Origin of the sequence: Prauserella sediminis (assembly GCF_014195435.1) — a bacterium.
GTDB classification, from domain to species: domain Bacteria; phylum Actinomycetota; class Actinomycetes; order Mycobacteriales; family Pseudonocardiaceae; genus Prauserella; species Prauserella salsuginis.
In genome coordinates, this window is sequence record NZ_JACIBS010000001.1 from 2,069,640 (window position 1) to 2,090,493 (window position 20,854).

General features: G+C 70.2%; 20 protein-coding genes and 1 pseudogene. 14 read left to right on the plus strand and 7 right to left on the minus strand.

The genetic code is table 11. The annotated features are described in order from the left end of the window. Positions 1-3 precede the first annotated feature (3 nt). Together FB384_RS09400 and FB384_RS09405 are read right to left on the minus strand one after the other, a co-directional pair. Positions 4-1,767 (minus strand): GMC family oxidoreductase N-terminal domain-containing protein, encoded by a 1,764-nt coding sequence (locus FB384_RS09400; protein ID WP_183781585.1) that lies wholly within the window; start codon positions 1,765-1,767, stop codon positions 4-6. Next, entirely contained in the window at positions 1,767-2,630 is an 864-nt protein-coding gene (locus FB384_RS09405; protein ID WP_183781587.1) for a twin-arginine translocation signal domain-containing protein, read from the minus strand. Before FB384_RS09405 ends, FB384_RS09400 begins: the two co-directional genes overlap by 1 nt. A 332-nt stretch (positions 2,631-2,962) precedes the next feature. Here FB384_RS09405 and FB384_RS09410 point away from each other — a divergent pair, with 332 nt between their 5' ends. Both FB384_RS09410 and FB384_RS09415 read left to right on the plus strand, forming a co-directional pair. Further along, the gene (locus FB384_RS09410) at positions 2,963-5,329 is read left to right on the plus strand and encodes a molybdopterin cofactor-binding domain-containing protein (protein WP_183781589.1); all 2,367 of its coding nucleotides are present in this window, start codon (positions 2,963-2,965) and stop codon (positions 5,327-5,329) included. Positions 5,330-5,340: 11 nt separating this feature from the next. Beyond that, positions 5,341-5,811, plus strand: coding sequence for a (2Fe-2S)-binding protein (locus FB384_RS09415; protein ID WP_183781591.1), 471 nt, complete (start codon positions 5,341-5,343; stop codon positions 5,809-5,811). Positions 5,812-5,829: 18 nt separating this feature from the next. Here FB384_RS09415 and FB384_RS27295 read toward each other — a convergent pair whose 3' ends face one another. Then, positions 5,830-7,038: a PucR family transcriptional regulator gene (locus FB384_RS27295; RefSeq protein WP_183781593.1), complete on the minus strand. Its 1,209-nt coding sequence runs from the start codon at positions 7,036-7,038 to the stop codon at positions 5,830-5,832. Between the two features lie 478 nt (positions 7,039-7,516). On the opposite strand from FB384_RS27295, the gene FB384_RS09425 reads away from it, so the two are divergent. The 4 genes and pseudogenes from FB384_RS09425 (at position 7,517) to FB384_RS26830 (ending at position 9,589) form a co-directional block, all read left to right on the plus strand. Next, positions 7,517-8,695, plus strand: a complete 1,179-nt coding sequence (locus tag FB384_RS09425; RefSeq protein WP_183781596.1) for a pyridoxal phosphate-dependent aminotransferase — start codon at positions 7,517-7,519, stop codon at positions 8,693-8,695. A gap of 147 nt (positions 8,696-8,842) precedes the next feature. After that, on the plus strand, positions 8,843-9,025 hold the full coding sequence (locus FB384_RS09430; protein WP_183781598.1) for a hypothetical protein: 183 nt from the start codon (positions 8,843-8,845) through the stop codon (positions 9,023-9,025). 91 nt (positions 9,026-9,116) lie between these two features. Beyond that, positions 9,117-9,317 (plus strand): annotated as a pseudogene (locus tag FB384_RS27455) (4a-hydroxytetrahydrobiopterin dehydratase); the annotation flags it as partial. A gap of 77 nt (positions 9,318-9,394) precedes the next feature. Continuing rightward, positions 9,395-9,589: a VOC family protein gene (locus FB384_RS26830; RefSeq protein ID WP_323985292.1), complete on the plus strand. Its 195-nt coding sequence runs from the start codon at positions 9,395-9,397 to the stop codon at positions 9,587-9,589. 185 nt (positions 9,590-9,774) lie between these two features. Here the strand turns inward: FB384_RS26830 and FB384_RS09440 are convergent, their stop codons facing one another. The 3 genes from FB384_RS09440 to FB384_RS09450 form a co-directional block, all read right to left on the minus strand. Next, complete coding sequence (locus FB384_RS09440) at positions 9,775-10,818, minus strand: DUF418 domain-containing protein (RefSeq protein WP_183781601.1); 1,044 nt, start codon at positions 10,816-10,818, stop codon at positions 9,775-9,777. Between the two features lie 151 nt (positions 10,819-10,969). Then, positions 10,970-11,551, minus strand: a complete 582-nt coding sequence (locus FB384_RS09445) for an HAD family hydrolase (protein ID WP_183781604.1) — start codon at positions 11,549-11,551, stop codon at positions 10,970-10,972. After that, positions 11,548-12,513 (minus strand): threonine aldolase family protein, encoded by a 966-nt coding sequence (locus tag FB384_RS09450; RefSeq protein WP_221213135.1) that lies wholly within the window; start codon positions 12,511-12,513, stop codon positions 11,548-11,550. The genes FB384_RS09445 and FB384_RS09450 overlap by 4 nt, the downstream gene beginning before the upstream one ends. Positions 12,514-12,728: 215 nt before the next feature. On the opposite strand from FB384_RS09450, the gene FB384_RS09455 reads away from it, so the two are divergent. The 7 genes from FB384_RS09455 to FB384_RS09480 all read left to right on the plus strand — a co-directional run bounded on the left by FB384_RS09455 (position 12,729) and on the right by FB384_RS09480 (position 18,355). Beyond that, entirely contained in the window at positions 12,729-13,262 is a 534-nt protein-coding gene (locus tag FB384_RS09455) for a SigE family RNA polymerase sigma factor (protein WP_183781610.1), read from the plus strand. Next, positions 13,255-13,950: a hypothetical protein gene (locus tag FB384_RS09460; protein ID WP_183781611.1), complete on the plus strand. Its 696-nt coding sequence runs from the start codon at positions 13,255-13,257 to the stop codon at positions 13,948-13,950. The genes FB384_RS09455 and FB384_RS09460 overlap by 8 nt, the downstream gene beginning before the upstream one ends. A 108-nt stretch (positions 13,951-14,058) precedes the next feature. Continuing rightward, a complete protein-coding gene (locus FB384_RS09465; RefSeq protein ID WP_183781614.1) occupies positions 14,059-14,646 on the plus strand; it encodes a TetR/AcrR family transcriptional regulator in 588 nt (195 codons plus the stop codon). A gap of 235 nt (positions 14,647-14,881) precedes the next feature. Further along, on the plus strand, positions 14,882-16,309 hold the full coding sequence (gene purB / locus FB384_RS09470; RefSeq protein ID WP_183781619.1) for an adenylosuccinate lyase: 1,428 nt from the start codon (positions 14,882-14,884) through the stop codon (positions 16,307-16,309). 48 nt (positions 16,310-16,357) lie between these two features. Beyond that, positions 16,358-16,468 carry a putative leader peptide gene (locus FB384_RS27460; RefSeq protein ID WP_372497739.1) on the plus strand — a complete coding sequence of 37 codons (111 nt, stop codon included), beginning with the start codon at positions 16,358-16,360 and terminating at the stop codon, positions 16,466-16,468. Positions 16,469-16,531: 63 nt separating this feature from the next. Beyond that, positions 16,532-17,488, plus strand: a complete 957-nt coding sequence (locus FB384_RS09475) for a sulfite exporter TauE/SafE family protein (protein WP_183781622.1) — start codon at positions 16,532-16,534, stop codon at positions 17,486-17,488. A 93-nt stretch (positions 17,489-17,581) separates the two neighbouring features. Then, the gene (locus FB384_RS09480; protein WP_323985181.1) at positions 17,582-18,355 is read left to right on the plus strand and encodes a DUF2334 domain-containing protein; all 774 of its coding nucleotides are present in this window, start codon (positions 17,582-17,584) and stop codon (positions 18,353-18,355) included. Positions 18,356-18,587: 232 nt separating this feature from the next. Here FB384_RS09480 and FB384_RS09485 read toward each other — a convergent pair whose 3' ends face one another. Next, entirely contained in the window at positions 18,588-19,223 is a 636-nt protein-coding gene (locus FB384_RS09485; protein WP_183781625.1) for an MBL fold metallo-hydrolase, read from the minus strand. A 134-nt stretch (positions 19,224-19,357) separates the two neighbouring features. Here FB384_RS09485 and FB384_RS09490 point away from each other — a divergent pair, with 134 nt between their 5' ends. Beyond that, on the plus strand, positions 19,358-20,827 hold the full coding sequence (locus FB384_RS09490) for an aldehyde dehydrogenase family protein (protein ID WP_183781628.1): 1,470 nt from the start codon (positions 19,358-19,360) through the stop codon (positions 20,825-20,827). Positions 20,828-20,854: the final 27 nt, after the last annotated feature.

A 20,854-nucleotide genomic window follows, 5' to 3' on the forward strand; every position in this document is an offset into this window, starting at 1 on the left:
TCGTCACAGCCCGAGCTCGATGAGCCCGTGAGAGATGCGGTCGTCGGTCGACACCACCGGCGCCTCGGTGCGCACCCACGGGTCGCCCCCGAAGTAGCGCCGCATGATGTGCTCCGATGTGCGCGTGGCCAGCGCCTGCGTGGTGATCGTCGGATTCGGGCCGCCGACGGCGTTCGGCAGCGCCGAGTTGTCCGCGATGAACAGCCGTTTGACCGCCCGCGCCTCGCCGCTCGCGTCGACGACGGAGTCGGTCTCCGACTGGCCCATCCGCATGGTGGAGTGCACGTGCAGCGGCAACGCGGGCCAGTCCATCCGGTGGACCTTCCTCGCGCCCGCACCGTGCAGCAGTTCGGTGGCCTTGCGCGCCAGGAACTCCCGGTTGCGGACGCTGCGCTTGGTCCGGCCCCGGTTGAGGAAACGCACCTTCGGCACGGCGCCCTGCTCGTCGGCGGGCATCGCCGACAGTGTGACCCTGTTGTCCGGCGTGACGTCGTCGTCGACGATGCTGACGACGTTGAGGATCCTGTCGATGCCGTGCCCCATGGCGGCTTTGAGCTCCGGCCCGACCAGCCGCCCCGTCGGTCCGTCCCAGGGCCCTTCCATGCCGCGGCCGTTCGTGTAGTGGCCGCGGATGCCGCTGTCGGAGAACGTCATCGCGAACGCCTCGATACCGGGCATCAGGCCGACGTTCATGATCATGCCGTAGCCGGGGTAGTCGGTCCTCGCCGCCGACACCTGGCCACGAGAGCTGCCGACGTCGTGGTCGAACAGCCCGAACGTCCAGTCGAGGTAGTGGTCGGTGAAACCGCGGCCGACCCAGTCGTTCGGGTTGGGCAGCTCGGAGTTGAACCACAGGCGGGGCGTCTCCACGGCGCCGCCGCACATCACCACGACCTTGGCGTCCTCCGACCGCACGTCGCCGGTGGCGTTCTCCCGCCATGTCACGCCGCGGGCGGCACCGTTGGCGGTGCGGACCTTGGTGACCATTGCGTCGGAGACAAGGGTGATCGCCTTGCCGCTGGGCGACCACGCGTGGGCGGTCAGCGCCATCGGGATGTAGCTGTTGTCAGCCGACCGCTTGGCGACCAGGTTGCGCGGGGCCCTGACCGGGCTGACGCAGCCCTGGAAGCAGTGGCCGCAGAACGTGCAGCCGGTCGACGTCGGGTAGGACAGCTGCTTGGGATCGGTGGTCAGCCCCGCCTTCCCACCCGGCGGCAGGATCGCGTTCTCCTGCGGGCGATACGAGGGCCCCAGCGTGGTCTTCGTGGTCTGCACCGGGATGCCCAGCGTCTCGCAGCCGCGGAAGTACACCTCCTCCTTGGTGCCCATCGGCGCGGTGTGCACCGGCAGCGTCGCCTCGACCCACTCGTAGTAAGGCACGAAGTCGTCGTAGGAGAACGGGAAGCGGTGCCGGACGTCGTACATGCCCCTGTCCGGACCGTTGTATCCGGCGAAGACACCCGGGTACGCGCGCGGATTGTTGCCGAAGTAGTGCTGCGTCGTGCCGCCGACCCCTGAGACCTGCCACAGCAACCCGTTCTGCGGGAACTCCCGGTAGAACGCGGGCTTGGTGCGGTCCTCCGGCCCGACGCGGAAATAGCCGCTGAGCGGGTTGTTCGCGTCGTTCTCCAGCCTGCTCCACTGCTGCTCGGGGTGGGCGTGCCGCGGGCCGCCCTCGAGCACGAGCACGTCCAGCCCGTGTGCGGCGAGCTCCTTGGCGACGACGGCGCCGCCTGCGCCCGCGCCGATGATGATGACGTCGCGCATTACTTCGCACTCACTTTCGTCCGGCCCTGGTAGTAGCCCTTGAACTCGTCCCAGCCGTCCATCACCCCTGGGTCGTACTTGCTCAGGTCCCAGCCGACGGGCGTACCGGTGACGTAGCGGGTCGCTGGATCGAACTTCGCCCACTCGCAGTAGGTGCCGAACGCGGAGAACTCGAGCAACGCGCCGGCGACGAACTTCAGCATCCCGGAGACCGAGCCCTTCAGCGGCTCGTTGACCTGCTGGTCGATGGCAGCGACGAGCTCGGCGTTCGGCTCCTCGAGCTGGCGGAATGCATCGGCTTTCTCATTGAAGGTCAGCCGCGCGAACGGGGACAGGAAGGCGCCGCTGGCAGCCGCGGGATTTACCTGCGTCGCCAAGTTGTTCAGCAACAACGCGATGACCAGTGACAACGGCAGGTGCTCATCGTTGCTCAGTAAGGTCCGCACCGCACTGTCCAGCTCAACCGGTACCGACGGCAGGTCACCGGGCAGATCGAGCGGCACGTCGGCAAGGCCACCGGCAAGGGCGGCGCCGATGGGGTTGGCCAGCTGGTCCGGAAACGGCACGAAGCTGTCCAGTGACTCGATCAAAAAGTCCGGCGCCTTCGCTTCAAGGGCGCCGGGCTCGGGATGAGGCGTGCCTTGCGCCTTCGAATACGCGTCTGGACCAGGGACCACGAACACGGCGAGCGCATTCAGGGTGTCTCTTGCGACCTCGCCGAGCGCGGTCCCGATCACGTCCAGCGAGGGACCGGACGCGGAGCGGGCGATGCCGGGCACCGTGACGCTGATACCAGCGACCGCACCGAGAAGGCCGAGCCGGGCCAAAAAGGTACGGCGGTCGGACTCTGGCGGGTTCCTCATGCGGCCTCCGTTTCGAGAATTCTGAGCGCAGCGAGCCAGTTCGGGATGACGGCCTGACGGGCCGATCACCATCTCCCGGCGGGTGGCCACGTCACATCTGAGTCCGGCACACACTTTCGACCTGATCCGTTGGGCATCTGCACATCCGGCGGCACGAAAGGGTCCTTGTTGTCGGACTGCCCAACAGTTCGGTGTGTTTTGCGATGCAGCTGCCCATAACAAGCCATCCGGTCAATCGGCGACGATGCGTCGTGGCCCGGATCCCTGCCCGCGCGCAATCGACGGCCAGCAATGTCCACGGCCATGCTCGGAGCTGCCAAAGGAGTTCGTGAATGCCTCATCGCACCACCCGACCAGCGGAGGGCCCCCGCCCCGATGGCGAGCCAGGCAAGCCACTCGGGCGCCGCCGGTTCCTCGGGTACCTGATGGCGGCCCCGACTCTCGCCGTTGCCGTCCGCCTTGGCGTCGACGCCAACGCGCCGAGCGAGGCAGGGGCGGCCGCGGCGACCCCCGTCCCCAGCAACGACCTACCCGCCGATGTCTTCGATCTCGAAGACACCCAGACCTACGCCGCGAAGCCGACCGCGCACCTGATCTGGCTCGAGGTCCGCGAGGACGGCACGGTGCACTTCGCGCTGCCGCGGATGGAGGTCGGTCAGGGCATCGTCACCACAACCGCGATGCTTATCGCGGAGGAGATGGACATCAGCGTCGACAAGGTCGAGGTGACCCTGTCCAAGGCGCGGCCGGAGCTGGCGATGAACCAGTTCACTGGCGGCTCGAACACCACCATGTCGACCTACTATCCGATCAGGACCGCGGCCGCGATCGCGCGCGGAGCCCTGCTGGACGCGGCAGCGCACATGCTCGGCGGCCTGAAACCCAACCTCCTCGAGACCGAAGCCGGCGCGGTCGTCTCCCCCGACGGCAAGCGCATCCCGTATGGCGACCTCGCCGGTGCCGCAGCCGTCGACAAAACCACACGGAAGGAAGCTGAGCTCAAGGGCTCGTCGGAGTTCACGGTCATCGGCAAGCCACGCAACCGCACCGACGCCGTCAACGCCGTAACCGGACGCAAGCAGTTCGCCACTGACCTCGACATCGCAGGGGCCATGCCGTGCATGGTGTGCAAACCGCCCACCATCAACGGGAAGGTCCGCGTGGTGCGCAACGCCGAAGCGGTGCGCGACATGCCGGGCGTCACCCACGTGGAGACCATCAAGACCGGGGTCGCGGTCCGGGCACGCACCTTCGGGCAGTGCGTCGACGCGGTCGTCGCGCTCGACGTCGACTGGGAGCCCGGCCTCGTCGGCAGCGACTCCGACGAGGACGTGCTCGCCGAACTCAAGAGCGCCGAGCTTCCGATGGCGGTGCCGGAGGTACCGGCGCTGGCGGAGACCATCGACACCGGCTTCACCTTCGCGTTCGCCAGCAACGCCCCGCTCGATCCCGACTGCGCGGTCGCGGACGTGCGGGCGGACTCCGCCGAGATCTGGAGCGGCCTCAAGGCACCGATCGTCGCGCAGCAGCAGATCGCCGAGGCGCTCGGGCTGCCGCTTGACGCCGTCACCGTCAACGTGGTGCAGGCCGGTGGCTCGTTCGGCCGCAGGCTTTTCCACGACGGCGCGATGGACGCCGCGCTGGCCTCGCAGGCGATGGGCGCCCCGGTACGGCTGATGTGGCACCGCGCGGACGCGTGCAGGCAGGGCCGGGTGCACCCGATGGCCACGTCGCGGGTACGGACGACGCTGCTTGGCGACAAGGTGCTGACCTACGAGCAGCGGCACACCAGCGCCCGCACCGACTTCGGGCACGGCTACGGCGACATCATCTCCGCTGCCGCATCGAAGCTGCCCGTTGCCGACTACAGCATTTCGCAGTGGGTCTACGTGCTCACCCAGGGCGCTCACTACAACTTCGGGCCAACGACGTCGCTGCTGCAGGAGCTGACCGACCGCCGGTTTAACACCGGGGCGATGCGCAACATCTACTCGCCGAACGTAGCCGTGGCGCGCGAAGTCACGGTGGACAAGATCGCGCGGAAACTGGGGCAGGATCCCTACCAGTTCCGCCGTGCCCACGCACGCAGGGACCGCCTGCGTGCGGTGCTGGACAAGGTGGCCGAGGCCGGCGACTGGGGCAGGAAGATGCCGGCCAACCACGGACAGGGCCTCGGCGTGCACAACGAGTACCACGGTTACAGCGCCTGCCTCGTCGAGGTCGACGCCAGCCCGGAGACGGTCGACCGGAAGGTGCGTCAGGCGGTCACCGGTCCCCGGGTGACCAAGGTGGTCTTCGCCGTCGACGTCGGACTCGTGCTCAACCCGAAGGGCCTCGAAGCCCAGATGATCGGCGGGATCATGGACGCGATCGCGATCGTGTTGACCTCGAGCGTGCACCTCCAGGACGGCAACTTCCTCGAAGCGAGCTGGGACAACTACGCCTACACACGCCAGTGGAACACCCCGTTCGACGTGCAGATCCACATCGTGGAGTCAGCCGACGAGGACCCGGGCGGCGCGGGCGAGTTCGGTGTGCCCGCGGCCAGCGCCGCCGTCGCCAACGCGTACTGGGCGGCGACAGGCACGATGCCGACCGAGTTTCCGATCAACCACAACGGGGATCTGCACTTCGAGCCCTACCCCTACAGCCCACCCGTCCCGCAGTCGCCGACCGACGGCCTCGACTACGTCCGGTAAGGAGCCTCCCCGTGCCGAAACATACTTTCAAGGTCAACGGCGAAACCGTCACCGTCGACGTCGAGGACAACGTACGGACGCTGTGGGTACTCCGCGACATCCTCGGCATCCGCGGCCCCAAGTACGGCTGCGGCATCAACGTCTGCAAAGCCTGCACCAGCCACGTCAACGGTAAGGCATTCAACCCCTGCGCCGTGCCCGTCGACCAGCTCGACGAGAACGACGAGATCACCACGATCGAAGGGCTCGCCGACGGCGACCAGCTGCACCCGATGCAACAAGCCTGGATCGACCACGACGTCGCGCAGTGCGGCTACTGCCAACCCGGCCAGATCATGGCCGCCATCGACCTCGTGCGCCGCGTCCGAGCGGAAGGCCGCTCGATCACCGAGGACGACCTCGATACCCTGCGCAACATCTGCCGCTGCGGCACCTATCCGCGCATCCGCCAAGCCATCAAAGCCGCAGCCGCGAAGATGTGAGCCGGGACGCCTCGGCGCCTACTCGGTCAGCAACGCCAGCCGGAGCAGCAGCACGTCCCTGTCGTCGGACAGGGACAGGCCGCACAGGGACTCGACCCTGCTGAGCCGATGCAGCACCGTGTTGCGGTGGCAGTGCAGCTCCTCGCCGACTTCGGCGGCCGAGCGGCTGTGCCGGAACCAGCTGTTCAGCGTGTCGAACAGGGTCTGCCGCTTGTCGGGCTCCAGCGCGAGCAACCCACCGATGGTCTGCTGACGGAGCCGCCGTGTGACAAGCGGGCTCGCCGTGAGCAACGCCTCCGGCAGGCGCTCGTCGAGGTGCGCGACCAGCGGCTCGTTCTGCGGCACGGTTTCCAGTGCGAGTTCGGCGAGCCGGAACGCCGTTGCCACGTCGCCAAGTCCGTCGAACACCGTTGACACCCCGGCGGATTTGGTCACGAGGCCACGCAGCAGGCTCACCATCCGCTCCACCGGCGCCTTGCCGAGCAGCACGAGCCCGATCTCCCGGTCGGAACGCAACCGCCACTGGGACTGGAACCCGTACGCGGCCAGTCCATCCGACGGCGAGTGTGCAGGCGATGCCGAAGGCGTGTCATGCCGGACCACGACGACGGCGAACCGGGGCTGATCGGGCAGCTGGAGCACCCGCGCCGCCTCGGCGGCCACCTCGGGGTCGCCACCCCTGCCCTCGAGCAGACTGTCGAGCACCGCTTGTCTGCGCTCGCTGATCCGCCGCTCTGCCTCGGCCTCCCTGGACCGGTAGACGGTGGCCACCTCGAGGGACATGCGGTCGATGAGCTGCATGACCTGCACGGCACTGTCCATCAGCTCGCCCAGCCGGTGCGGCGAGTTCGTTCTTGCTTCCTCCAGTAGCGCTGCCCAGACCACTTCGGTGCCGAGGCGGAAAGCGTGCAGCAGCGAGTCCAGCGGGAAGCCGGCGTCGGCCCGGTACTGCGCGGTGCGGCGCGTCGCGTCGAGCCCCTCGTCCTGCTGCGGCAATCGGCCGGCCAGCACCTCGAGGACCCGCATCATGTTGTCGTGACAGGACCGCAGCAGCTCATCGGGCGCGATCATGTCGGTCGAGGCGTACACATCGTCGTTGGCCAGCAGCTTGTCCCGCAGCACGATGGCCAGATCATCGACCCGTGAGAGCAGCGACGTCGCGAGTTCGCGTATCACCGGGGACGACGACTCGTTCCGCCGTCCCACGCCTCGTCGCGCGACTGTCACCTGCTCAGGCTACGAGGTGTCCCGCCCGCGCGCAGGGCCGCCCCACGGGACGCGCTCGGTCACGCCAGGCGCGAGCGGTGCCATTTCAGCGGGTTCGTAGCAGCTCGGGAATCTCGGCCACGCTGGCAAGAAGGTGGGTGTGTGGCACACCGCCGAGATCGATGGCGGTTGCCCACCTGTCAGCACACCGACGACCATTCCCGCACGTGCGTTGGCACCGGTGCGTCACGTTCGGTGTCCCCGCGGCCAGCACACGCCGTACGTCATACACACCGGTCAGCTCCATCGCACGGAAGATCATGTGCGGAGCGGGCGGCCATGCGCGACGTCGTCCACACAGACCACGGCATCGACAACGCCGCTGTCTCAGCCGACCCCCGGCGCGGGCGTCCGCCGGCCTCCCGACCCGCCCAAGCCGGTCTCCCGCCCACCCGCCGCCCTCGCGGTTCGACGTGGCAGGCCCCTTACCCTGCTGGGCATGACGACGGACTCCGTGACCTCCCCGTTCCCGCCCGCAGCACAGCGTGCCGACGTGCCGCCGTTCCACGTGATGGACGTGTTGTCGGCGGCGAAGGCGCGGCAGGCCGAGCGCGGTGACGTGGTGTTCCTGTGCGCGGGCCAGCCGACGGCGGGTGCACCGGAGCCGGTGCTGGCGGCGGCGCACGAGGCGTTGCGCGGCGGTGACCTCGGGTACACGACGCAGCTGGGCATTCCGCCGCTCCGCGAGGCGATCGCAGGACACTACGACCGCGCGTACGGACTCGACGTCGACCCGGCGGACGTCATCGTCACCACCGGCTCCTCGGGTGGGTTCCTGTTGGCGTTCCTCTCCGCGTTCGAGGCGGGCGACCGGGTCGCGATGGCCCGGCCCGGCTACCCGGCCTACCGCAACCTGCTGAGCGCGCTCGGCTGCGAGGTCGTCGAGTTCTCCACGGACGAGAGCACCCGGTTCCAGCCGACGCCGGAGATCCTCGACGGCCTCGGCGACATCAAGGGCCTGATCGTGGCGAGCCCGAGCAACCCGACGGGCACGATCGTGTCACCCGGCGAGCTGGCCGTGCTGACCGAGTGGTGCACGGCGCGGGGCGTGCGGCTGATCAGCGACGAGATCTACCACGGCATCTCCTACGAACGGGACGTCGCGTGTGCGTGGCAGACGTCTCGCGAGAGCCTGGTGCTCGGATCGTTCTCGAAGTACTTCGCGATGACGGGCTGGCGGCTCGGGTGGATGCTCGCGCCGCGGAGCCTTCACCGCAGCGTCGACGTGCTGACCGGCAACTTCAACATCTGCCCGCCCGCGTTGTCGCAGCACGCGGCGGTGGCGGCGCTGTCGCCGGAGTCGCACGCCGAGCTGGACGGCCACGTCGACCACTACCGCGCCAACCGCGATCTGCTCCTCGACGGGCTGCGCGGCATCGGCCTGACCCGCATCGCCCCGATCGACGGTGCCTTCTACGCCTACGTCGACGTGTCCGAGTACACCGACGACTCGTTGTCGTGGTGCCGCAGGCTGCTCGAGGACACCGGGGTGGCGATCACGCCGGGCGTGGACTTCGATCCGGTCGCGGGCGGGTCGTTCGTGCGGTTGTCGTTCGCGGGTGCGCGGGCGGACATCGTCACGGCCGTCGAGCGCATGGGGACGTGGCTCGGCAGCTGACCCGCAGCTGCCCGGCTGTCGGGGGCGTGACCGCTGCCTGCGGGGGAACCCGGAGTTTTCCCTGAACGTTTCCGGGAGGCCGGGACTTCCGGTGCGCGCCGTGCCAACCTGGACATACACGGCAGTACACGAGTGTGGAGGAAGCACATGTTCTGGAAGATCGTCGGCGGCCTGCTTCTGGCGTGGGTCGCGTTCATGGTGATCGGTTCGCTCGTCGGCTTCCTCGTCAAGGCGGTGTTCTGGATCGCGCTGATCGCCGGTGCGGGATTCCTCGGCGCGGCGGCCTACGGCGCGCTCAAGGGCGGCGACAAGAAGCAGATCCGTTCGTGATCACCGGCGGCCGGCGGACACGTCCGCGGGCCGCGACGGGGCGGTTCGGCGGTGACCGGACATTGTCGGGGTGGGCTCCTACGCTGGCCGGATGGAGCAGACCACCCTCGGCGCGCGGCAGGTCGACCTGGCTGATTGGCGCCTGCTCCTGGGCGCGTTGCGGTCCTGGTTCGCCGCGGAGTCGTTCGCTGCGGCAGCCGCATTCGTCGCGGCTGTCGGGCGGTGCGCCGAGGAGGCCGGTCACCATCCCGCCGCGGACCTGCGCGGCGGGCACGTCCGATTCGCGCTCCGTAGTCATGACGCCGGCGGAGTCACCGAACGTGATGTGCGGCTGGCCGAACGGATCAGTGCCCTCGCGGCCGACCACGGATTGACGCCGCGCCCGGCCGGCAGCGCTTCCACCTCGATGTCACCGTTCCTCCCGAGGATGCCGACCGGCGGGTGGCCGCGGCCCTCGACGCGGGCGGTCGCGTGGTCGACGACAGTCACGCCCCCGCGTTCGTCGTGCTGGCCGACCCGGACGGCAACCGGGTCTGCGTCTGCACCGAACTGGGACGCGACTGAACCGTCCTCGCCCGGCAGCGCTCTCCGTACGCGGAGCCGTCCGCATTCGGCGTCCTCCGTAATCGGCACCGTCCGGATCAGGCGCCGCCATGCTCGGAGCCGTCCGCACTCGATACCCGCTGCAGGCGGTGCCGCCCGTACTCGGCTCCGGGTGTAGCCGGTGCCTGCGGTCAGCGCCCGCGCGTTCAGCGGCGCATCGGGGCGCGTTGCCACCAGGTCAGACACCGCCAGAGCCATTCGGCCGGGCCGTAGCGGAAGGAACGCAGCCACAGTGTGCTCCACACCGCCTGCAGGGCCAGGATCGCGACGGTGAGAACGATGATCTGCGCCCAGTCCTCGCCGCTCTCGATGCCGACCAGCGGGCTCAGCAGGAGAAACAGTGCGGTCTGGGTGAGGTAGTTGGTCAGCGCCATCCGGCCCATCGGGGCGAAGACCGCGGAGATGACCGTGCCGGCAGGCGTGCGCAGCGACAGCAGGAGACCGCAGCAGTACGCGAACGCCGTGGCGATCGCCGCCGCGACCGGCAACAGGTTCACACCGCCGCCGGGACCGCCGATGACGTTGACGTACGGCAGGTCCGCGCCCGTCAGCTCGAGGTAGGCGTAGAGCCCGGCCAGGCATCCGAAGACCCCGAATCCGGTGGCGATCCTTCCGGTCCTGGCGGACAGGGCCTCGGGTGCACCGAGCACGGCGAGGGCGTAACCCAGTGCGAGCAGGCCGGGTATTGGCCCGTAGCCGAGGATGAACTGGGAGCCGAGGAACAGCAGCACGATCGCGACGATCAAGGCCGCACGCCCTCGCAGCAGACTGAGCGGGAGCAGCACGACCAGTCCGAGCGCGGCGTAGGCGGTGAGCACCTCACCGGGGTGGAACACGAAATGCACCGCGCCGATCGCGAAGAGCACCAGCAGGCGGCGTGCCAGTACCAACCTCGGCCGTTCGCTACGGGTCGCCGCCCTGGACAGGAAGATGCCGAACCCGACACCGAACAGAGTGGCGAAGATCGGCAGGAACCGTTCGTAGAACAGCAGCTGCACGACCGGCGGCATCGCGGCCGGTCCTGTTTGCCCGCCGGGGCCGCCGAAGACGACTTGCTGGTAGATGTTGACGACGAGGATGCCGCACAACGCGAATCCGCGGAGGACGTCGAGCTCGTCGATCCGCGCGTGGCCGGAGTCGACTGAGATTCGCCGGCTGTGGTGGGGATGTGTCAGTCGACCCTCACTCATCGCGGAAGGCTAGCAGGGCACATCACCCGGTGAGAGCCGGTCGTCGCCCTTCGAACAGGCCCGCCTTCGTCCGTGACCGTCCCCTGTGGACTGCGGCACGGATCGGCTGCCGTGTCCGGCGTTCCGCACGAGGATTCTTCCGGAGGCCCGCCTACAGCAGCATCGACTTGGCGATTTCCGCGCCGGGCCAGACCTCGGCGCGCAGACCTGCCATGCGGGCGGCGTCGACGTTGCGCCGGCGGTCGTCGAAGAACAGGCAGTCCCCCGGCGCGCAGCCCAGTCGCTGCACCAGTAGCCGGTAGATCTCCGCGTCGGGCTTCGCCATGCCGACGTCGCCGGAGAAGATCAGCTGCTCGAAGTGCCGCGTCCACGGCTGCTGCTCGGCGTGCCGCGCGAACGACGCGGGCGCGTTCGACAGCACCGCCAGTCGCCTTCCCGACTCGGCCAGCGCTTCCACCAACCGTTCTGCGTCCGGGTCGAGCTGCGACCAGCCGCGCGCGTCGATCGCGGTCAGCTCATGTACCGCCTGGACGTCGACCGCCGTGTCCACGGTGTCGGCGACGGCCTGCCAGTAGGCGACGTCGCTGGCGCCGCGGTCGTACGGATCGCGGTGTGCCCAGTAGGCGGGTTCGAACGTCGCGGGCGGCACGTCGAGTCTGCCTGCCAGCTCCGGCAGCGCCGTCGTCCTGCGGCACAGCACCTCGCCGTAGTCGAACACCACCCAGCCGGTCATCCGCGTTCCTCCCTGATGCGCCGCAGCGCTTCCTCGACGTCGTCGTCACTGACATCGCGGTGCAGCACGAACCGCACCTTCCCGGCCATCGGCAGCGCCAGGATTCCCGAACCGCGAAGCCGTTCCAGTGCGAGCGCCACGTCCGGCACCGCGGCGAGCAGGATGTTCGTCTGCGGCTCCTCGACGTCCCAGCCGAGCTCGGCCAGCCCGGCGGCGAGCGCCCTGGCGTTGGCGTGGTCCCGCTCGAGGTCGTCGACCCGGTCCAGCGCCACCAGGCCCGCGGCCGCCAGCACACCGCCCTGGCGGACGCCACCGCCCAGCATCTGCCGCATCCGCCGCGCCCGTTCCACGAACTCGGCGGTACCGGCGACGACCGAGCCGACGGGTGCACCGAGGCCCTTCGACAGGCACGCCGACACCGAGTCGACGCCGACCGTCAGCGCAGCGGGCGGCAGGTCGAGCGCCGCGGCCGCGTTCCACAACCGGGCACCGTCGAGGTGGACGTTCAGACCACAGTCGCGGGCGGTGGCGACCAGCTGCGCGTGCTCCTCGGGCGGGGTGACCGCGCCGCCCGCGGCGTTGTGGGTGTTCTCCAGTGACAGCAGCGTCGTGCGCAACGTGTAGTACGGGCCGTTCGGCGGGCCCACGGCCGCGCGAACGGTGGCGGGGGTCGGCCTGCCGGGGCCGGCGTCGTGATCGACCGGGTCGGGCATACCGCCCGCGAGCCACGCCGCCGAGCCGAGCTCGTTGGCCAGCACGTGCGCGCCGCGCGGCGCGAGGAACCGGTCGCCGCGCTGCAGCTGGAGCGACAGCGCGATGAGGTTCGCCATGGTGCCGCTCGGGGTCCACAGGGCGGCCTCCATGCCCAGCATGTCCGCGGCGCGCTCCTCGAGGCGCACGATCGTGGGATCGGTGTCGATGACGTTGTCACCGACCTCGGCGCCAGCCATGGCCGTGCGCATGGCCTCGTCGGGCGTCGTGATCGTGTCGGAACGGAGATCGATCGGGGCGGGGGATCCGGAGGTCACGTTTCGATCACATCACACGTCGGTGGGTGGCCCGAAGCAGGGCTCACCGATTCGTGACGAAAAATGTCGCGCGGGCGTGCAACCGTGTAGGGAACAGGTGCCGTCTACCGAGGCACGAACAACTGAGGAAGCAACCGGAGACCTACCGCGTGGATCCCCGCGACGAGCAGGAGTTCGCGGCGTATTTCGCCGCGAAGCGAGACTCCGTGCGCAGAACCGCGTACATGCTCTGCGGCGACTGGCACCGGGCGGACGACCTGGCACAGACCGCGTTCGTGGCGCTGCATCGGCGCTGGCGGAAGGTCCGTGACAGGGAGGCCCTCGACGCCTACGTCCGCAAGACGCTGGTTCGGGCGGCGATCGACGAGTCACGGCGCCCGTGGCGGCGGGAACGGCAGACCGAGGATGGTTCGGACCTGCCGGAACCGTCGGCGCCCGGCGCGTCGGCCACGACCGACCCGCTGGGCGACCGGGTGGCGACACGGGAGGACCTGCTGGCCGGGCTGCGGCAGGTGCCGTCGAGGCAGCGAGCCGTGCTCGTCCTGCGGTACTTCGATGGTCTGGACGTCAGCGGCGTTGCGGGCGTCCTCGGTTGCAGCGAGGGCAACGTCAAGAGCCAGACCGCCCGTGGACTGGCTGCGTTGCGCAAGGCGCTCGGTACGGAGGTGGACGCGCATGGATGAACGGGAACTGGGCGAACTGTTCCGTTCAGTGCCCGGGCAGCCGCCGCCGCCGTCGTTCGACGAGTCCGACGTCGCTCACGCCTCGCACCGGATCACCGTGCGCAGACGCGCGATCGCGGGCGGTGCCGCGGCGGCCGTCGTGCTCCTCGGGGGCGGCGGTGTGGTCGCGGGTTCGATGCTCGGCGGCGGTGGCGGCGGGAACGTGGTCGCCGGGTCGGACAGGTCCACCACAGGAGGGACACAGCCGCGCATCGCGCAACCCGGTGACGGCGGGTCGCGTCCCCAGAGTGACCAACCGGGCATCCAGGGACTCCCGTCCGACGAGCCGAAGCAGGGCGGCACGGCGGACGGGGATCGCACCCAGCGGTGCGATCAGGTCGACCGGGAGCTCGCCACCGCCCTCGCTGGCGAGCTCCCGGTCACCGCCTCGGACGCCTCGCCCGGACGTTTCTGCCCCGAGGGCACGACGTCGGCGTCGTTCCGAGTGAACGGCTCCGCGCTGACGGCCGTCCTCGTGCCGGAAGGCACGCAGGTGCAGCTGCCCGGCGAGCTGTCGGACGCGGAGACGGCCGAGCAGGACACCGCGAGCGGGTCGACGTTGCTGCTGCTCAACGAACCACTGACGCGAGCGGACACAGACGGTCCCGACGTCGACCGGATCGCCAAGCGGGTCGCGGGCGAGCTGTAGCGAACCACGGCCGGCGAGAACCCGGAACCGCGCGATTCCCGCCGTTCGTCGGAGACTCCGGCGGATACGTCCCATTCGCGCGCCCGGCGGCTGGCACACTTGCGCGCTATGACGTCCGCGAGCACGCCGAAGGGTGAACGTCGTCGTAACGCCCTGGTCAGGGCCGCAGCCGAGCTGTTGTCCGAAGGCGGGTTCGACGCCATCCGCCACCGCGCCGTCGCCGAACGTGCCGGCCTCCCGCTCGCCTCGACGACCTACTACTTCGACTCGCTCGACGAGCTCGTCTCCGCCGCGACCGAACACCACGGGCGGACCGAACTGGCCGCTGGCCGCGCCCGGCTCGCCGACCTGCCGACCGCTGACCGCGGCGTCGACACCGTCGTCGACCTCGTGCTGGACCAGCTGCTCGGTGAGGACCCGGCGTACGAGGCCGTGCTGCTGCGTTACGAACGTCTCGTCGGCACGGGCAGGCGCCCCTACCTGCGGCCGCTGATGCGCACGCTGTCCGGCGAGCTGCGCGAACTGCTGGCTGAGATCCTCGTCAAGTCCGGTCTCGACGCCGACGAACGCCGCATCGAGCGGATCATCGCGGTGGTCGACGGGGCCGTGGTCAACGCGCTAATCGCCGTCGACCCGGACCCGCGCGGTGCCGCGGCCCGCATGCTGCGCGACACACTGGCCTCCGACACGGCCTGACCGGCCCGGCCTAACCGGCCCGGCCTAACCGGCACGGCCTAACCGGCACGGCCTGACCGGCGCGGACCGGCCCTGCTCCCGGGCGCGACGGCCGCGGCGCCGGTCGAGCACGGCGGAGTCGCCCGACGCCATCTCGCCGCGCGCCGCCGCGGACACCGCACGGCCAGGCGGCCGGAGCCGGCCCTTCAGGCACCGTGATTGGGTTGTGATCTGTGACTCCGGCTAGCCTGGCGGAGTGACCGACAAGCCCGCCATCCCGAACGTGCTCGCCGGCCGCTATGCGTCCCGTGAACTCGTCGCACTGTGGTCCCCTGAACAGAAGGTCCGGCTCGAGCGTGAGCTCTGGCTCGCCGTCCTGAAGGCTCAGGCCCAGCTCGGTGTCGACGTGCCCGACGGAGTGATCGCCGACTACGAGCGGGTGCTGCCCGACGTGGACCTGGACTCGATCGCCGCGCGGGAACGCGTCACGCGCCACGACGTCAAGGCGCGGATCGAGGAGTTCAACGCCCTCGCCGGGCACGAACACGTCCACAAGGGCATGACCTCGCGCGATCTGACGGAGAACGTCGAGCAGCTGCAGGTCCGCCGGTCCCTCGAACTGCTGCGCACCCGCACGGCCGCCGTCCTCGCCCGGCTCGCCGAACTGGCGACCGAGCACTCCGAGCTGGTCATGGCGGGCCGGTCGCACAACGTCGCCGCGCAGGCCACGACGCTGGGCAAGCGGTTCGCCACGGCCGCCGACGAGCTCCTCGTCGCCTTCGACCGGCTCGACGACCTCATCGCGCGCTACCCGCTGCGCGGCATCAAGGGCCCGGTCGGCACGGCGCAGGACATGCTCGACCTGCTGGGCGGCGCCGACGAGCTGGCCGACCTCGAGCAGCGTGTCGCGGGGCACCTCGGGTTCGACCGCGTCCTGGACAGCGTCGGCCAGGTGTACCCGCGGTCGCTGGACTTCGACGTCGTCTCCGCGCTGACCCAGCTCGCCGCGCCGCCGTCGAGCCTGGCCAAGACGATCCGGTTGATGGCAGGCAACGAGCTGGTCACCGAGGGCTTCCAGCCGGGGCAGGTCGGCTCGTCGGCGATGCCGCACAAGATGAACACGCGTTCGTGCGAGCGCGTCAACGGCCTGGCCGTGGTGCTGCGCGGACACCTGTCGATGGTCGGGGAGCTGGCGGGCGACCAGTGGAACGAGGGCGACGTCTCCGACTCCGTGGTGCGCCGCGTCGCGTTGCCGGACGCCTTCTTCGCGCTCGATGGGCTGCTGGAGACACTGCTGACGGTGCTGCGCGAGTTCGGCGCGTTCCCCGCGGTGATCGACCGCGAGCTGAACCGCTACCTGCCGTTCCTGGCCACGACCAAGGTGCTGATGGCCGCGGTCCGCGGCGGGGTCGGCAGGGAGACGGCGCACGAGGCGATCAAGGAGAACGCGGTCGCGGTGGCGCTGGCGATGCGGGAGGGCCAGGCCGACAACGACCTGCTCGACCGGCTCGCGGCCGACGATCGGCTACCCCTCGACCGGGCGAGTCTCGACGATCTCCTCGCCGACCGGTTGTCGTTCACCGGCACGGCGTCGTCGCAGGTCGAAGCTGTCTCCGTGCGGGTGGCGGATGTGGTGAAGCGATTCCCGGAGGCGGTCGAATACGAACCGGCGCCAATCCTGTGATGTGGGAGCGGGTAGACCCGATCGTGACCTTCTGCAACGATCGAGCGAGTGGGCAGTCTCGGGTGCGCGTGTATACCGCCGGCGTCGCTACGGCCGCTGGTGCAGCGCAGGCACATCGACTTGCTCCGGGTGAGTTCCGCCCTGTGCCGTCACCGCTGACGCCAGTCCCTGTCCCATCCCCGGGCCGTTCCGCGCCCGTCAACAGTCACGTCTGAGGTCGGCATGCAAGCGCTCCTGTTCTTCGGGATCGCCGGGTTCCTGGCACAACTCGTGTCCGGCACGCTCGGCATGGGCTACGGCATGACGTCCACGACGGTGCTGATCGCCGCGGGCACGGCACCGGCGATCGCGTCGGCGTCGGCGCATTTCGCCCAGGTCGGCACGTCGTTGGCCTCCGGTGTGTCGCACTGGAAGTTCCGCAACATCGACTGGCGCACGGTGAGCATCCTCGCCGTGCCCGGTGCGATCGGTGCGGCGATCGGCGCGTTCGCGCTGGTGGCGATGTCGACCGAGGTCGCGGGTGCGTGGATCAGCGCGTTCCTGTTCCTGCTCGGTCTGTACGTGCTGGTGCGGTTCGCGTTCCTCAAGCTCGGCAAGCTCATCACCGACAAGCGCCCCGGTGCGAAGTTCCTGGCCCCGCTCGGGTTCGTGGCCGGTTTCGTCGACGCGAGCGGCGGTGGCGGCTGGGGCCCGGTGGCCACCACGACGCTGCTGTCGTCGGGACGTCTCGAACCGCGGAAGGTCGTCGGCTCGGTCAGTGCGGCCGAGTTCGTCGTGACCGTCGCCGCCTGCCTGGCGTTCCTGATCGCGCTCAAACAGGAGGGCATGAACTGGCTGGTCGTGCTGGGGCTGCTGATCGGCGGGGTGGTCGCCGCGCCGATCGGGGCGTGGCTGGCGCACCACATGCCGCCGCGGGTCCTCGGCACCGCCGCAGGTGGGCTCATCATCCTGGCCAACGCGTGGATGCTGCTGAGCAACCTCGGACTGCCGCACTCCGCCATCGTGGTCTGCTACGTCGGTCTGGCGGCGCTCATCGTGGCCGCGCTGGTGACGTCGATCCGTTCGATGCGGGAGGAGAAGCGCATCAACGCGCTCGCGGGGGAGGACATGGGCGACTCCGACGACGAGGAGCCCGTCACGAGCCGCCGGCAGGACCAGCCCGCCACCGACCGTTCGTAGCCGGCGCTCGTCACCCGTCGCGGTGACCCGGCGTGCCCGTTCGTCGGTGGCGTTTCACCGCGGGCTCACCCGCGCGCCCTCACGCGGTCATTCGTGACCGGTTTCGTGGGTCTCGTGGATGCCTCGCTGCTGGTCTCCCTGTCCGGGCCGGGTTCGCGCACGCTGGAGGGCTGCGCGGCCCTGGCCGACGAGCTCGATACGCGCGGCGTGCCGTTGACGCTGCTGTACACGCCGGGTGGCTCCCGTCGCGCGGCCGAATGGGTGCGTGCGCGTGCCACGCGGGGCGACGCGGTGGCGCTGCACGGCTACGACCGCCGCGTTCCCGCCGAGTTCGCCTCGCTGCGCGGTCACGAGGCGGGGCTGCGGCTCATCGCCGCGACAGCGGCGCTCGACGCCGAAGGCCTGCGCACCGACGTATTCGCCCCGCCGCGCTGGCGGATCACCCCCGAGGCCCGCGACGCGCTGCGACGCCACGGGTTCGCCGTGTGCGCGGAGGAGGCCGTGGTGCGTGACCTGCAACGAGACGGTCTCGTACGCGGGCGCGTGCACCGGGTCGGCCGAGCCGAACCCGCGGGGATGCGCAGGACGGCGGTGCGCCGCGGTGCGGCGATGCTGCCGTCGTGGGCGTCCCGGTCGGTGACGAGGCCCGCCGTCGAGTCGGGGGACGTCACCGCGGTGGTGCGGGCCGCACGGCGAGGCGGGCTGGTGCGGCTCGCCGCCGACGCACTCGATCTCGCGACGGCTCGCGGCAGGCGAGCCGTGCTGGAGGCCGTCGACGCGGCCGTCGAGGCCGGCGCCCGCCCGCGGACCTACGCCTCGCTGGGAACGTCGACGTCCGGCGTGCGGCCGTCGCCCGCCGGCGCCTGAGCGGTCGCTCGGGGTCGCGGCGAGGGGCGCCCAGTGGCCGGGAGCCGCCCCAGTGCATCTTCAGGGCGTTGAACACAGCCACGCGTCAGCGTGTCGGTGAGGGTGGCGGTCGGGTCCGCGGGCGGGCGCCCCAAATCTTCCCCTCGCTGTCGCGCCGGCGTGCCGTCGAGGGGCGGTGACCGCCGGCGGGAGGGGCCCGAATTCCCCTCACGACACAGAGGCGGCCGTTCCGTCACACCGTGGTCTGCTCGGCTTTCGGCAACACCCTGACCTCGGTGCCGTCCGGCGCGAGGTTGGTGAACAGCCCGTGGTGCATCGCCGGGTTGGCGAGCACGGCCTCGTGGATCGGCACCGCCAGCCGCGGCGCCACGGCGCGGAGGTAGTCGACGGCTTCGCCCGCCTTGAGCCACGGTGCCGCGGTCGGCAGGCCGAGGACGTCGACCTCCTGGTCGGGCACGAAGAACGAGTCGCCGGGGTGGTAGAAGGCGCCGTGGTCGACGAGGAATCCGACGTTGGGGATGACGGGGATGTCCTTGTGGATCGTCGCGTGCTGGCCGCCCACGACGTTCACCGCCGCGCCGCCCACGTCGAACGCGTCGCCGGGCTGCACCGTGTGTGAATCGAGGTCGACCTTGGCGACGGTGTCGCGCGATCCCGGGTCCGTGACGAGCTGTGCGCCGGGGTTGGCGGACAGGAGGCTCGGCAGCTTCTCCGTGTCGACGTGGTCGTAGTGCTGGTGGGTGATCAGCACGGCGTCGAGATCGGTGAGGTCCTCGAACCCGGAGGAGAACGCGCCGGGATCGATGAGGATCCGTGCTCGGTCGGTCTCGAGCAGGACGCAGGCGTGTCCGTAGTGGGTGACGCGCATCGATGGCTCCTCCCGCGGGGCGGCTGGTGCGATCGCCACGATATCCGCCCCTGTCCGGTCCGCAGGTGCAGGAACGCACACGATCCCTAGTTGGCACATTGCCAGTAAAAGCGGCGTGGACGTACTCTCGGGGCATGACGACTGTGCTCACCGGCGAGACGTTCGAATCGTTCAACCCGGCCACCGGCGAGGCCGTCGGCACCTACCCGGTGCACACTGCGGAACAGGTCGAGGCCGCCGTGGCGAAGGCGCGCGAGGCCGCCGCCTGGTGGGACTCCCTCGGGTTCGCGGGCCGCGCAGAACGCCTGGCCGCGTGGCGCTCCGCGCTGGCCAAACGCATGCCGGAGCTCGGCAGGATCATCACCGAGGAGACGGGCAAACCGGCCGGTGACGCCCAGCTCGAGCTCGTCCTCGCCATCGAGCACCTGGCGTGGGCGGCCAAGCACGCGCGCAAGGTCCTCGGTCCGCAGCGCCGTTCACCGGGGCTGTTGCTGTCGAACCAGGCGGCCAGCGTCGAGTACCAGCCACTCGGCGTCGTCGGCGTCATCGGACCGTGGAACTACCCGGTCTACACGCCGCTCGGTTCGGTCAGTTACGCACTCGCCGCGGGCAACGCCGTGGTCTTCAAGCCGTCCGAGTTCACGCCGGGCGTGGGCAAGTGGCTCGTCGAGTCGTTCGCCGAAGCGGTGCCGGAACACCCGGTGCTGCAGCTCGTGACGGGCCTCGGTGACACGGGAGCCGCGCTGACGAAGGCGGGCGTCGACAAGATCGCGTTCACCGGGTCGGCCGCGACGGGCAAGAAGGTCATGGCGTCGGCGGCCGAGACGCTGACGCCCGTCGTCATCGAGGCGGGCGGCAAGGACCCGCTGCTCGTCGACGCCGACGCGGACCTCGACGCCGCCGCCGACGCCACCGCCTGGGGCGCGTTCTCGAACGCCGGGCAGACGTGCGCGGGTGTCGAGCGCGTGTACGTCCACGAGCGCGTCTATGACGAGTTCGTCGCCAAGGTCGTCGCCAAGGCGGAGGACGTCGACGCCGGTGAGCAGTACGGCCCCATGACGATGCCGGCACAGCTGGACATCGTGCGCAGGCACATCGAGGACGCGCTGGCCGCGGGTGGCAGGGCGCTGGTCGGCGGCGCCGGTGCGGTGGGCGACCGGTACGTGAAGCCGACCGTGCTCGTCGACGTGCCCGAGGACTGCTCCGCCGTCCGCGAGGAGACGTTCGGCCCGACCGTGACCATCGCCAGGGTCGCCGACATGGACGAGGCGATCGACAAGGCCAACGATTCGGCCTACGGCCTCGGCTCGACGGTGTTCTCGAAGGCACGCGGTATGGAGCTGGCGCGGCGGCTGCGCACCGGTCAGACGGCCATCAACGCACCGTTGTCGTTCGCAGGCATCGCATCGCTCCCGTTCGGCGGCCGTGGCGAGTCCGGGTTCGGGCGTATCCACGGGCCGGAGGGGCTGCGGGAGTTCGCGCGGCCGAAGGCGATCGCCCGGCAGCGGTTCACCGCCCCGATCGCGCTGACCTCGTTCGCGCGGTCGAAGAAAACCGAGGCGATCGTCGGCAGGCTCATCGCGAAGCTGCACGGCAAGGGCTGATCTGCGCCCTCGGCCGGCGCGGGGTGG